This is a genomic window from Cobetia sp. 2AS, assembly GCF_029846355.1.
Classification (GTDB): Bacteria; Pseudomonadota; Gammaproteobacteria; order Pseudomonadales; family Halomonadaceae; genus Cobetia; species Cobetia amphilecti.
On record NZ_JARWKQ010000001.1, the window covers coordinates 1,114,342 to 1,127,987 of the forward strand.

Annotated in this window: 12 protein-coding genes; 9 read left to right on the forward strand and 3 right to left on the reverse strand. The window is 62.3% G+C overall.

Translation table 11 applies throughout. The features are described 5' to 3' along the window. Positions 1-67: 67 nt before the first annotated feature. The 6 genes from hisD (at position 68) to QD356_RS04760 (ending at position 6,538) form a co-directional block, all read left to right on the forward strand. Positions 68-1,384, forward strand: a complete 1,317-nt coding sequence (hisD, locus tag QD356_RS04735) for a histidinol dehydrogenase (protein WP_192838161.1) — start codon at positions 68-70, stop codon at positions 1,382-1,384. Positions 1,385-1,393: 9 nt separating this feature from the next. Next, a complete protein-coding gene (locus QD356_RS04740; protein WP_192838162.1) occupies positions 1,394-2,602 on the forward strand; it encodes an aminotransferase class I/II-fold pyridoxal phosphate-dependent enzyme in 1,209 nt (402 codons plus the stop codon). Between the two features lie 168 nt (positions 2,603-2,770). Beyond that, the gene (locus tag QD356_RS04745; RefSeq protein WP_213114127.1) at positions 2,771-3,709 is read left to right on the forward strand and encodes a TRAP transporter substrate-binding protein; all 939 of its coding nucleotides are present in this window, start codon (positions 2,771-2,773) and stop codon (positions 3,707-3,709) included. A gap of 135 nt (positions 3,710-3,844) precedes the next feature. Beyond that, entirely contained in the window at positions 3,845-4,402 is a 558-nt protein-coding gene (locus QD356_RS04750) for a TRAP transporter small permease (protein ID WP_077376958.1), read from the forward strand. A 4-nt stretch (positions 4,403-4,406) separates the two neighbouring features. Continuing rightward, positions 4,407-5,687 (forward strand): TRAP transporter large permease, encoded by a 1,281-nt coding sequence (locus QD356_RS04755; protein WP_043332797.1) that lies wholly within the window; start codon positions 4,407-4,409, stop codon positions 5,685-5,687. 131 nt (positions 5,688-5,818) lie between these two features. Further along, entirely contained in the window at positions 5,819-6,538 is a 720-nt protein-coding gene (locus QD356_RS04760; protein WP_192838163.1) for an amino acid racemase, read from the forward strand. A gap of 9 nt (positions 6,539-6,547) precedes the next feature. On the opposite strand, the gene QD356_RS04765 is transcribed toward QD356_RS04760, so the two are convergent. Continuing rightward, positions 6,548-7,426, reverse strand: coding sequence for a helix-turn-helix transcriptional regulator (locus tag QD356_RS04765; RefSeq protein ID WP_192838164.1), 879 nt, complete (start codon positions 7,424-7,426; stop codon positions 6,548-6,550). Between the two features lie 156 nt (positions 7,427-7,582). On the opposite strand from QD356_RS04765, the gene QD356_RS04770 reads away from it, so the two are divergent. Together QD356_RS04770 and QD356_RS04775 are read left to right on the forward strand one after the other, a co-directional pair. Next, positions 7,583-8,827 carry an MFS transporter gene (locus QD356_RS04770; protein WP_192838165.1) on the forward strand — a complete coding sequence of 415 codons (1,245 nt, stop codon included), beginning with the start codon at positions 7,583-7,585 and terminating at the stop codon, positions 8,825-8,827. A gap of 56 nt (positions 8,828-8,883) precedes the next feature. Continuing rightward, positions 8,884-10,929: a bifunctional 2',3'-cyclic-nucleotide 2'-phosphodiesterase/3'-nucleotidase gene (locus QD356_RS04775; RefSeq protein ID WP_192838166.1), complete on the forward strand. Its 2,046-nt coding sequence runs from the start codon at positions 8,884-8,886 to the stop codon at positions 10,927-10,929. A 165-nt stretch (positions 10,930-11,094) separates the two neighbouring features. Here QD356_RS04775 and QD356_RS04780 read toward each other — a convergent pair whose 3' ends face one another. Next, on the reverse strand, positions 11,095-11,400 hold the full coding sequence (locus QD356_RS04780; RefSeq protein WP_084208808.1) for a hypothetical protein: 306 nt from the start codon (positions 11,398-11,400) through the stop codon (positions 11,095-11,097). Positions 11,401-11,577: 177 nt separating this feature from the next. Between QD356_RS04780 and QD356_RS04785 the strand changes: the two genes are divergently transcribed. Next, complete coding sequence (locus QD356_RS04785; protein WP_225996418.1) at positions 11,578-12,420, forward strand: alpha/beta hydrolase; 843 nt, start codon at positions 11,578-11,580, stop codon at positions 12,418-12,420. Positions 12,421-12,548: 128 nt separating this feature from the next. Here the strand turns inward: QD356_RS04785 and QD356_RS04790 are convergent, their stop codons facing one another. Continuing rightward, positions 12,549-13,247, reverse strand: a complete 699-nt coding sequence (locus QD356_RS04790) for a GNAT family N-acetyltransferase (RefSeq protein WP_192838167.1) — start codon at positions 13,245-13,247, stop codon at positions 12,549-12,551. Between the last annotated feature and the right edge of the window lie 399 nt (positions 13,248-13,646).

Below are 13,646 nucleotides of genomic sequence, written 5' to 3' on the forward strand. Positions count from 1 at the left end.
AACGACACGCTCCCCGGCCCAGCTGGCAAGGGAGCGTGATGATCACAGCAGTTTTCGGGGAATCACAATGACAATCAGACACCTCAAGCTGGCTGAAGCAGCCGACGGCGTGGCAGAGGAAGATCAGCGCACCACGGCCATCGTCCAGGACATGCTGCAGGACATTCGCGCGCGTGGTGAAGACGCCGTGCGCATGTATGCCGAGAAGTTCGACAACTGGAGCGGCGATTTCGTCCTCAGCGAGGAAAAGCTGGCCACGCTGATCGAAAGCGTGCCGCAGAGCGTCAAGGACGATATCGATTTCGCCCATCGCCAGATCCGTCGTTTCGCCGAAGCGCAGCGCGACAGCCTGACGTCCTTCGAGATCGAGACCGAGCCGGGTGTCGTGCTGGGGCAGCGCGTGCTGCCCATCGATGCCGCGGGTTGCTACGTGCCGGGCGGACGCTACGCGCATGCCGCCTCGGCGCTGATGAGTGTCGCCACGGCCAAGGCCGCCGGCGTCAAGCACATCACGGCCTGTTCGCCGCCGCGCGGTGACAGCATCAATCCGGCGGTGGCCTACGCCATGCACGTGGCCGGCGCCGACCGCATCCTGGAGATGGGCGGCGTTCACGCGGTCGCCAGCATGGCCTTCGGCCTGTTCGGCGGGCGCGAAGCCGACATTCTCGTCGGCCCGGGCAACGCCTTCGTGGCCGAAGCCAAGCGCCTGCTGTTCGGGCAGGTCGGCATCGACGTCTTCGCCGGCCCCACCGAATCAGCGGTGATCGCCGATCACACCGCAGACCCGATGACCATCGCGGTGGATCTCGTCTCCCAGGCGGAGCACGGCCCGAACTCGCCGGTCTGGCTGTTCACCACCAGTGAAGAGGTCGCGCGCCGCGTCATCGAGCTGGTGCCGCTGGTCGGCAACGACATGCCCAACGCCGAGGTCATCCACGCCGCCTGGCGCGACTACGGCGAAGTCATCCTGTGCGACACCCGCGAAGAAGTGGTCCAGGTCAGTGATCAGTACGCCTGCGAACACCTGCAGGTGCTGTGTGAGGACCTGGAGTGGTGGAAGCAGAATCTCAGCAACTACGGTTCTCTGTTCTTGGGCGAAGGCAGCACCGTCACCCACGGTGACAAGTGTTCCGGCACCAATCACATCCTGCCGACCAAGCGCGCCGGTCGCTACTCCGGCGGTCTGAATGTCCACAAGTTCATGAAGGTACTGACCACGCAACAGCTCAGTGCCGAAGCCAACCTCAAGTTCAGTGCCATCGGTTCGCGCATCTCGCGCACCGAAGGGATGGAAGGCCATGCGCGTGCCTGTGACTGGCGCCTCACCAAATACTTCCCCGAGCAGGATTGGGATTTCCCCGTCTATGCCCAGAAGCGTTATTGAGGAGGCCACATGCGTCGTTTTGCCAAGTCATTCACCCAGCAGGAAGCCATCTCCGACACCGCCATCGAGGCTGCCGTCGCCGTGATGCGCAGTGGTCGCCTGCATCGCTACAACCTGGCGGAAGGCGAGCAGGGCGAAACGGCGCTGCTGGAACAGGAATTCGCGGCGAGTCTGGGCATTCCCCATGCGCTGGCCTGTGCCTCCGGCGGCTACGCCCTGCAGCTGGCGCTGCGCGCCTGTGGACTCGAGGCCGGTGACAAGGTGCTGTGCAATGCCTTCACCCTGTCCCCGGTGCCCGGCAGCATCGTCGCCGCCGGTGGCGAGCCGGTGCTGGTGGATATCCTCGAGGACACCACCGTCGATCCGGAGGATCTGGCACGCGCGGCCGATCAGAGCGGGGCCCGCTTCTTCATGCTCTCGCACATGCGCGGCCATATCGGCGACATGCACGCGATCATGCAGGTCTGCGACAGCCGCGGCATCACGGTGATCGAGGATTGCGCGCATACCATGGGCGCGAGCTACGACGGCAAGCCCAGCGGCACCTTCGGCAAGGTCGGCTGCTACAGCACCCAGACCTACAAGCACGTCAATTCCGGTGAAGGTGGCCTGCTGGCGACCGCCGATGATGAGGTGATGCGACGCGCCATCATCCTGTCGGGCTCCTACATGCTGTACGACCGCCACCTGGCGGCGCCGGCCGCGGAGAGCTTCGCCGAGACGCGCCTGCAGACCCCCAACATGAGTGGTCGCATGGACAATCTGCGTGCCGCCATCCTGCGCCCGCAACTGGGGGAGCTGGCAGAGCGTCGTGAGCGCTGGAATGCCCTCTATGCCCGCATGCAGGACCGGCTCGCGGCCATGGAGGGCGTCACGCCCATCCTGCGTGGCCCGCTGGAAGGCTACGTCGGAAGCTCCATCCAGTTCACGCTGGTGCAGTGCTCCCACGAGCAGATCGCCGCCTTCATTGCAGGCTGTGAAGCGCGTGGGCTGCCGGTGAAATGGTACGGCAAGCCGCTGCCGGAGGATTACACCAGCCGCTACGACAGCTGGGCCTATCTGGGCAGCCATCGTGCAGTGCCCAATGCCGACCGGGTGCTGGCGACGCTGTGTGATCTGCGTCTCCCGCTGACCTTTGACGTGCAGGACTGTGAGGTCATCGCGGACTTGATCCAGGACGCTCTGCACAGTGCACGACCTGTCTCGACCGTCGCGTGACTACGCCCGGCGGCAGCACGTGACGGGGATGAACCCATAACGATAACGCTTTGAAAGCCACATGATCTTCAATCCGCATGTCCTGGTGACAGGCCATGCGGACCCGCAACCAGTGGAGTAATAACAATGTTCAATAAAGCTCTCTTGGCAACCGCAGTGATGTTGGCGATGTCAGCGACCGCCCAGGCAAAGACCTTCAAGGTCGGCATGGGCGATCCGATGGATTCGGATCAGGGCGCGCTTGCACAGCGCTTCGAGGAACTGGTCGAGGACCTTTCCGATGGCGAGATGCAGGTGGAGTTGTTCCCGGGCGGTCAGCTGGGCTCCGAGACCGGCATGATCCAGGACACGCGCATCGGCAAGCTGGACTTCGCGCTGATCGGCGTCGGCAACCTGACGCCCTACGCGCCGCGCCTCGGCGCGCTCACCATGCCCTATGCACTGCGTAGCCATGCGGATGCCGTCAAGGCCACCACCGGCCCGCTGGCGGATGAATGGAACCAGATCGCCGAGAAACAGGCCGGCGTCCACATCGTCAGCTGGCTGTATTCCAACTTCCGTTATCTGACCAACTCCAAGCGTCCGGTGACGTCGCTGGAAGACCTTGAAGGCATGAAGATCCGTGTGCCGCAGAACAAGATCATGCTCGCCACCTATCAGGCCTGGGGCGCCAGCCCGATCAGCATGTCGTGGCCGGAAGTCTTCACCGGTCTGCAGCAGGGCGTGATCGATGGCCAGGACAACCCGGACATCGTCAACTACACGATGAAGTTCCAGGAAGTGCAGAAGTATCTGACCGAGGTCCACTACCAGTACTCCCTGCAGCCGATCGTCATGGGAGTGCGTACCTACAACAAGCTCTCTGACGAGGAGCGCGAGATCATCGATCGCGCCGGCCTGGAAGCCCAGCTCTATGCGCTTCAATTCCAGCTGACCGAGGCCTCTCAGGCGCGTGCTGCCATGGAAGCGGAAGGGGTGCAGTCCGCCCAGCTGACCGACGAGGACAAGTGGATCAGCATTGCCAAGGAAGAAGTCTGGCCGCAGTTCTATGAAGAGATCGGCGGCAAGGAATCCTTCGACGAATTGCAGAAAGCATTGGGCCACTGAGCCCGAGTGGGCGGGATCGCTCGCGGCGTCAGCGTGAATGACGCCTGAGCGACCCCCGCTGCGTTCAATGCTATCGAGCAGGGATACCAGACAGTGCTGGTATCCCTCTCACAGTTCATCGTGAAGGAGGCTCGCATGTTGGCCAGATTGAACAATATCGAGGATTACGCCTGCCGCTTTCTGCTCGCGGTCTTCGTACTCCTGCTGTTTTCCCAAGTGGTATTGCGTGTCGTGTTCGGTATCGGCATGGCATGGATGGAAGAGCTGGCACGCTACGCCTTCGTCTGGTTCGTCTTCCTGGGGGCTGCGCACGCGGCTCACCTGAGTGCCCACAATCGGCTGCAGACCCATATCAATCTGCTGCCGCGCAAGGTGGCCAACGCCATCCTGCTGTTCGTCGACCTCATCTGGGCGCTCTTCAGCCTGATCATCGCCTACAAGAGCCTGGATCTGATCGGGCTTCTCACCGAGTTTCCCTATGAGTCACCGGCGCTCGGCTGGTCGCTCGCCTACGTCTATTACATCTTCCCCGTGGCCTTCACCTTGATGGCCTTTCGCGTATTGCAGGTGCAGTTCCTCAAGCTGGTCAGAGGCATCGAGCCTGGCAACGTGGACGACGAGGAAGTGAAGCGCATCACGGAAGCGGCCCCGGATGCCGCCGATGACACCCGCACCGCCAAGATGGGAGGCTGATGCCATGGCCGCGACTATTCTGTTCTCTCTGTTCGGTGCACTGCTGTTTCTGGGCTCACCCATCGTCGTTGCCCTTGGGGTGGCGTCCATGGCGGTCTATGTCGTCAGTGGTGATGACATCACCTCACTGGTGGAGCTGGCGTTCTCGGCGATCAACTCCTTCCCGCTGATGGCACTGCCGTCCTTCATTCTGGCGGGCGCCCTGATGGGCGACGCCGGCATCGCGCGGCGTCTGATTCGTATCGCCGAAGAGCTGGCGGGGCCGGCCGCAGGTGGCCTGGGGGCGGCAGCGGTGATGGCCTGCATGTTCTTCGGCGCCATCTCCGGCTCGGGTCCGGCGACCACGGCGGCCGTGGGCATGCTGGTGATTCCGGCGATGATCGAACGTGGCTACGGCCGCAGCTATCCGGCGGCGATCACCGCCACTGCTGGCGGACTGGGCGTCGTGATTCCGCCCAGCATGCCGTTGGTCATCTACGGGGTGACCGCCAACGAATCGATCTCGGCGTTGTTCATGGCGGGTGTCATCCCGGGCATCATGCTGGGGGCGGCCCTGATGATCGCCAACTACATCACCGCCAAGCGCAACGGCTATCAGGCCCAGGGCGAGCCGTACGACAAGGCGCGTGTCTTCAAGGTGCTCAAGGAAGGCTTCTGGTCATTGATGGCACCGGTGGTCATCCTCGGCGGCATCTACAGCGGTCTCTTCACGCCGACCGAAGCCGCCGTCGTCTCGATCTTCTATGCGCTGTTCGTCGGTGTCTTCATTCACAAGGAGTCCTCGCTGCTGGGCTTGAATGAAGCCTTCCAGAACACGACCTGGCTGACCGGTCGCGTGCTGATCATCATGTTCACCGCCACCGCCTTCGGTCGCATCCTGGTGGAGCATCACATTCCGGCCATGATCGCCCAGGGCATCCTCAACATCACCGACAGCCTGTGGCTGGTGTGGGTGCTGGTGATAGCTTTCCTGCTGATCGTCGGCATGTTCATCGAGATTCTGGCCACCATCATGATCGTCACGCCGGTGTTGCTGCCGGTGATGGTGGAGCTGGGCGTCGACCCGGTGCACTTCGGGATCGTGCTGGTGGTGAGTCTCGGGATCGGCTTCTCGACCCCGCCGCTGGGCGAGAACATGTTCATCAGCTCCAGCATCGCCAACGTGTCCATCGAGAAGATCTCGGTGCGTGCACTGCCGCTGGTCGGCACCATGGTGCTGATCGCCTTGCTGCTGGCCTTCGTGCCGCAGCTGACGATGTGGCTGCCGGACATGATGGGCTTCTAGCGGCGCAGCGGAGGGTGAACACAGCCCTTCGTGAACAGTGCCTCATGAAACAGTTTCTCGAGAGGATGCCGGCCACGTCGCCATCCTCTCGAGCCTTGATCTTCAGTGAGAGTGTTGTCGGAGAACGACCAATGAGAAGCTCGCATGACGCCTCGGGCGCAGAACATATCGTCGTGGGCGTGTTGGGCGGCATGGGGCCGGATGCCACGGTGGCCTTCATGCAGCAGGTGATCCAGGCTACGCCGGCCGAGGACGACATCGACCATGTACATATGGTGGTCGACAACAATCCCAAGGTGCCGTCGCGCATCAAGGCGCTGCTGGAAGGGGGCGATGTCTCTCCGGGGCCTGCCATCGCGGAAATGGCCCAGCGACTGGAGCAGTCCGGGTGTGATTTTCTGGTCATGCCCTGCAACACCGCCCACTACTACTGGCAGGATGCGCAGGACGCCGTCTCGATTCCGGTGTGGCATATCGTCGAGCGCACCCTGGACCGGGTGGCGGCGCAGTGGCCGGGCGCACGTGTCGGCATGCTGTGTTCCCCGGCGCTGCGCAAGATTGGCCTTTACGAAGGCTTCATCGAGTCGCGTGGTCTGTCGCTGGCCTATCCCCAGGATGAGGACGCGATGCTGGAGGTGATTCGCAGCGTCAAGAAAGGCCAGGTGAGTGATGACGCCGTCGGGGGAGCCTTCCGTCAGGCAGCTGCTGACCTGGTGGCGCAGGAAGCCGATGTGCTGGTACTGGCCTGCACGGAGCTCTCCATTATCAGCCATCTGCTCGATGACCGGCTGCCGATAGTGGATTCCGTCGAAGCGTTGGCCGTCAGCGTGGCGCAGGCGGCCACTCAGTAAGCGTCGCCGTCACGCGCCGCCCATGCCACTGCCCGAGCGGCGTTGCTCGCGTTCCTGCAGGTAGCGGGCGGGCGTGGTACCGAGCAGCTTCTTGAACATGCTGATGAATGCGTTGACGGACTGATAGCCGACGTCTTCCGAGACGCGCTGCACGCTCATGCCCTCGGCCAGCAGGCGAATCGCCACCACCAGGTGCAGTTGCTGACGCCAGCGGCTGAAGCTCAAGCCGGTGTCACGCTGGATAAGTCGGGCGAGGGTGCGTTCGCTCATCGCCAGTTCGCTCGCCCACTCGGCCAGGGTGCGTCGGTCGTCCGGGGTCTTGATCAGGGCATCGCTGATGCGGGTCAGCCGCGGGTCTTCGGGCAAGGGTAGATGCAGACATTCGCTTGGCATGCAGGCCAGCTCTTCCAGCAGCACGCCGACCAGCCGCGCTGTCGGCCCCTGTTCAGGATATGGCTGGGGTAGCTCCGCCAGGCGCAACACCAGCTCACGCAGCAGGGGCGAGATCGACAGCGTGCAGCTGTGGCTTGGCATCTCGAGCGCACCGGGCTCGATGAACAGGTGGCAGACGCGGCCGCCACGGGTCAGATGATTGCTGTGGGGCAGGTTGCCGGGAATCCAGACCCCGCTGTGCGGCGGCACCATCCACAGACCTTCCGGCACGCGACTGGTCACCACGCCATGCAGGGCGATCACCAGCTGTCCCTTGCGATGCTGGTGGATCGGCACCTCCATCACCTGCTGGCCGGTCTCGACATGCAGGGCGCTGGCCGGAATCTCGTAGATGTCCGGGTCGTGCTCGCAGACGCTGCTGGAGAAGGGCACCTGATCGGGGCCACGGGTGCTGACCTCGGGCGATGACGGTAGGACGGGTATGGTCACTGACATGGCGGCTCGCAGATTGTCTGATTTCAGTGATCTGATGTCATGATGGCTCAATTCTGCAGTGGGCGAGGGGATTAAGCTAGCCTCACTCTGTGCGCGGACTCATCTCTTGGGTGTCCTCCCGCCATTACCCCGTTTCACGATCGCTGCGAGCGCCTCATGACTGAACTCTGCCACTCGTCTCCTGTCCGGCGACTGAGCCATCCGGCCGTGTTGATCGCCGGTATCCTGTTGATTGCCATGAACCTGCGTGCGCCCTTCACCAGTATCGCGCCACTGCTGGAGCGCCTGCAGGCAGCGCTGGGCTTCAATGCCACGGCGGCTGGCCTGTTGATGATCCTGCCGCTGCTGGCCTTCGTCGTCGTCTCACCCTGGGTGCCGCGCCTCGCCAGAGGTCTCGGGCTTGAACGCAGTCTCTTCCTCGCCTTGGTGGTGATTGCCGCAGGCATCGCGCTGCGGGTGCAGGGCAGCATGCTGGCCCTCTACCTGGGTATCGGCCTGATCGGGGCGGGTATCGCCGTGGGCAATGTGCTGCTGCCCAGTCTGGTCAAACGCAGCTTTGCGCAGCATGTCGCGCTGCTGACCTCCTGCTATGTGCTGACCATGGGCATCATGGCCGCCATCGCCTCGGCGCTGATGGTGCCGTTGGCCCAGGGCAGCAGCGCTGGCTGGCAGTACGCGATGCTCATAGTGGTCGTTTTGCCATTGGTGACGATGGGGGTGTGGTGGCCGCAGTTGTCACGTCGCTCCCTGCCGGCGGCGGCGAAGGAAGCCGAGAAGGAAGTCGAGAAGGGGGCCGCGCGGCCGGTGCGTCAGGCAGCGGTGTGGCATTCGCCACTGGCCTGGCAGGTGACGCTGTTCATGGGCATCAATTCGCTGCTGTTCTATACCGTCAACAGCTGGCTGCCGAGCATGCTGGCGGACAATGGCTTCTCGGCCGAGAAGGCGGGCTCGTTGCATGGTCTACTCCAGCTGGCTTCGGCCTTGCCGGGATTGATTCTGGTGCCCCTGATGCCGCGCCTGAAGGATCAACGCCTGATCGCCTTCGCGACGCCCTGCATGTCGCTGGCGGGGTTCATCGGGCTATGGCTGATGCCGGAGTGGGCACTGGTGTGGGTGCTGTTGCTGGGCGCGGGCTCCGGGGCCAGCTTCATTCTCGCCTTGTCATTCATGGGGCTGCGGGCGCGCGATGCCATGCAGTCGGCTTCACTGTCGAGCATGGCGCAGACGCTGGGCTATCTGCTCGCGGCCATGGGACCGCCGCTGATCGGCGCGCTCTACGACATGCAGGGCAATTGGCAGCTGGCACTGATGGTCTGCGCCGTCCTCAGTGTGCTGATGGCAGGTGTCGGCTGGCTGGCGGGCAGGGACCGCCAGTTGCCTGAGGCGTCGGCATCTGAATAATGGAGCGCTGCCCCCAAGGGGCACTGGCACATCCCCCCATGACAAGGAAGTGAGAGATGGCGAATGCTTCATCGGCTAGCGAAGATCAACGGGCGTCTGACACGCCAGCTGTTGCGCAGCACCCCGGGCGTCAACGCAAGCAGCGTCTGCGGGCAGCCATCCTTGGCCTGGCCAGTCTCGGAGGTATCTTCATGATCGCTCAGCCAGCCAATGCCGCGACGCTGTCACTGCGCGTGATCGAGACCACCGACATCCACGCCAACGTGATGGATTACGACTATTACAAGGACCGGCCCAGCGTGCGCATCGGCCTGGTACGCGCGGCGAGTCTGATCAAGCAGGCGCGTGCCGAGGTGGCCAACAGCGTGCTGCTGGATAATGGCGACCTCATCCAGGGCAGCCCGATGGGCGATTACATGGCGGCAGAAGGTCTCGAGGAGGGCGATGTCTTCCCGGCCTACAAGGTCATGAATCAGCTTGATTACGATGTCGGCAATATCGGCAATCATGAATTCAATTACGGGCTCGAGTATCTCGAACGGACGCTGTCCGGCGCGCAGTTCCCCTATGTGAACGCCAACCTGCTGGACGCCACGACAGGCGAGCCGTACTTCACGCCCTACCAGATCACCGCCCATGCCTTCACCGACAGTGAGGGCAACGCTCAGACATTGAAGATCGGCTATATCGGCTTCGCACCGCCGCAGGTGATGACCTGGGACCGCAAGCACCTCCAGGGCCGCCTGACGGCCGAGGACATCACCGAGAGCGCCAGGCGCTGGGTGCCCGAGATGCGCCGGGCGGGCGCGGATGTGGTGATCGCCATTCCGCACTCCGGCATCTCGACCGACCCCTACCGGGTGATGGCCGAGAATTCGGTGTATTACCTCTCGCAGGTCGAGGGCATCGACGGCATTGCCTTCGGGCATGCCCATGCCGTCTTCCCCAGCGAGGAATTCGCCGAGGTACCGGGGGCCGATATCGCCAGGGGCACCCTGAATGGCGTGCCGGCGATGATGCCGGGGCACTGGGGCAGCCATGTAGGCGTGATGGATCTCGAACTGAGCAATGCCTCGGGCCAGTGGCGGGTAGTGAGCGGTCAGACAGAAGCCCGACCGATTCAGGTGGGTGGCGAGGCACAGGTGGCGGAAGATGCCGAACTGGCGGCGCTGGTCGATCATGAGCACGACGCCACGCGCGAGTACGTCAATCGCAGCATCGGCCGCGCCAGTGCGGCGATGAAGAGCTATCTGGCGCTGGTGCAGGACGACCCGACGATCCAGATCGTCAATCGCGCCCAGGCCGATTACGTCAAACGCTTCGTCGAAGGCGACCCGGACCTGGAAGGCTTGCCGATTCTCTCGGCGGCTGCGCCGTTCAAGGTCGGTGGCCGTCACAATGATCCGACCCAGTTCACCGAGATGGAGGCGGGCGAGCTGAGCTTCCGCAATGCCGCCGATCTCTATCTCTATCCGAATACGCTGGTGGCGCTCAAGGTCACCGGCAGGGAAGTGCGGGAATGGCTCGAGTGCAGCGCCGGCCAGTTCCATCGCATTGATCCGGATCTCGCCACGCCCCAGGCCTTGATCAACTGGGAAGGTTTCCGCAGCTACAACTTCGACGTGATCGACGGCGTCGACTATCGGGTGGATGTCACGCAGCCGGCGCGTTACGACGGCAATTGCACGCTGATCGAGGCCGATGCCCACCGTATCCAGGGCCTCACCTACCAGGGCGAGCCGGTCAAGGACGACGATGTCTTCCTGCTCGCGACCAACAATTATCGCGCCTACGGCGAGGACTTCCCCGGCACCGGTGAGTCACATGTCGCCTTCGCGTCACCGGATGAAAATCGCAGCATTCTGGCCCAGTACATCTCGCGCCAGACGCAGCAGCTGGGCGCGGTGGACCCGGCAGCGGATCACAACTGGCGGCTGGCCGCGATCGACACCGATACCGCGCTGGACATTCGCTTCACCACCGCCCCCGGCTCGGATGCGCAGCAGTTCATTGATGCCCAGGCGGTCTACCCGATGACATTGGTGGATCAGGACGAGATGGGCTTTGCCCGTTATCGCGTCGGGCTGGACCGGATGGAATAGCCGAGGCAACACATTGTCGAGCCCGTCGTTCCTGGCCTGGATTCAGGTGGGAAAGAACGCCAGTCAGCGATTGCTGACTGGCGTTTTTTTGTCACTTGGCGCTACCCGCTATCTGTCTCATTATCCGCTTTTGGGTCAGGTTCTTGAGCGCAGTTTCGTTGCGGGTCAGCGCCAGGGCGCGTGCAAGGCGATGCTCAGCAGTACGCGTTTACCGCGCTCGATGCGGCTGACGCTGTGTTCGTGAAGGTCGGGGCGAAACAGCACCACGCGGTCCGCGAGGCGAAAGAGGCTGCCATCGGTCTCGAAGACACCGCCCTGGCGGGGCTTCTTGAGCACGATATTGAGCTTGTAGTAGCTGCCGCTGCCCATCGGGTCGTTGTGGCGCATCACGCTGTGGCCTTCGGGGTAGGTCACCAGGTTGATGGTCAGACGGCGAAGATCGAGCAGACTGCGGTTGATGACACGGGCCATGGGCGTTTCCCTTGAATTTGATGGGGCCATTAAAGCGTATTTTGAGCAATCAATCAAAATCGTGCTTGAGTGATCGCTCAGGAATCCGTAAGGTGGTCCCACGTTCACGGTAACACCGCGATATAGCACTGTTTCGCCAGGCCGTGATTGAGTATTCATCAAGCGAAGAGGTCAGCAATGAGCCACGACAACGTGACAATGGAAGCCCTGGAAACCCGTTATGCGATGATCGAAGGTCACCGCATCGCCTACAAGGAAATGGGTGAAGGTCAGCCGCTGTTGTTGATTCACGGCATTCCGACCAACAAGCTGATGTGGCGTGATGTGATGCCGGAATTGGCCAGGCATTATCGAGTCATCGCCCCGGACATGCTCAACTATGGCGAGTCGGACATGCCGGTGGATGCTGACGTTTCCATCAATGCCCAGACACGCATCTTCATCAAGTTGATGGATTCACTGGGTGTGGCGAGTGCGGATGTCGTCTCGCATGATATCGGTGGGGGTATCGGTCAGCTGATGGCCGTCAATCATCCCGAGCGTGTTCGCCGTCAGGTACTGATCGACAGCGTATGCTTCGATTCCTGGCCGATCCCGGAGTTCAAGCAGCTGTTGGAGCCGGGCGTCGAGGAAGCGACCAGCGTCGAGGAATTCATCAGCACCATGCGCGGCTTCATGCCCAGTGGTGTGCATGATCCGGCCGTCGCGACCGAAGAGATGGTCGAGCGCTATGTGTCCCAGTGGAACAGCGAGCAAGGCAAGGCGGCTTTCTTCCGCAACATGCGTCGTCTCAACAAGGAATACACCCAGGCCATCGCCGGTGAGCTCAAGAATATCGAGATCAAGACTCTGGTGCTGTGGGGCGACAAGGACAACTTCCAGAAGCCGGATTACGCCCCGATGCTGGCAGATGCCATTCCGGGTGCCGAGCTGATCTGGGTGAAGGATGCCGGTCACTGGGTGACGGATGAAAAGCCGCAGGATACCGTGCGCTATATCCTGGACTTCCTCGCCCGCTGAGGAGGAGCCCATCAGCCATCAGCGCAGTAAAATCTCACCCCATGATGGTGAATGAGCCCTGAACGACAATGCCCGGTCCTATGACCGGGCATTGTCGTATCTGGCGGAAATCGCGCACGGGAAATCGCCTAATGATGCGCGATATTCCGCGCGGCCGGAGGGGACTGTCGCTTGCGCTTGGCGGTGATCGTCAAGGCGTCTTCCTCGGTAAGGTCGTCGATGATCGTGTCGAGAGAGGCATTGCCCGACAGGGGCAGGGGGGCGTGATCACCCCGCGGGGCGAGCGTCGGCGCTGTCTGGAAGGCGAGGGGTCTTTCCAGTGCCATGATGCTGCCACTGCGCGTCGGGGTGCACTGCTCATTGACCAGGGTGAAGCCGTGGCGCTGGTAGAGCGCCAATGCCGGGCTGTCGGAGAAGACTCTCAGGCGCAGCGCGCGCGGGCAGGGCTGAGCGCCCGGGGAGAGCTCGGAGGCGCGGTCTTTCATCAGCGACTGGCCGTACTCCTGCTGCGTTGCCAGCTGGATCAACCAGTTCAGGCAGGCGGAGCCGACACCACGGCCTTGCCAATGTGGCACCAGTTGCAGGTCGCGCAGATACAGGATGTCCGGCAGGGCCTTGAGGCTGATGAAGCCGACCCATTCGCCATTGATACGTATCGCGTAGTTCTCGTTGTCCCGCCAGCGCTCGCTGAACAACTCCTCGTCCCAGCTCATGCCATGCCGTTTGTAGGTCGCTAGCATGTTGCCGCAGCACAGTCGCCGAGCCGCGGCGCTCAGATAGCTGCTGCAAGCCGAATCGCTGATAGGGGTAATGCTGAGATCATCCATGATCCTGTCGCTTATTGTTGAGGGTAGGGGCACAGATGCGCGGACTGATGACCATTCGTCCAGAATAGCGGACCAGTCGGTTAGCGCATACTAATGTAGTTTGCCATCTATCATCGGATGTTGGGTTGCCGCTGACAAGTGAATGCCTGTCCAGTACTTGTTCAGCATCTCTGAAGCACCTCGCAAGTGCCTCTCAAGTGCCTGTCCAGCCTTGCCCAGTCGTAGAAGATGAGTCGAGAGTTGCCAAAACGTAATGGTTACACTATAACATTGCGTTTTTGTTCGTCGGCGCCGGTTGCGCGTCGGCATCCATGCTCTTGCTCGGGACGCGCGATATCGATGGTCAAATTTCTCTCAAGGCTTCGGTGGCAATACCGAACCTTCCTTCACGATCGCAGG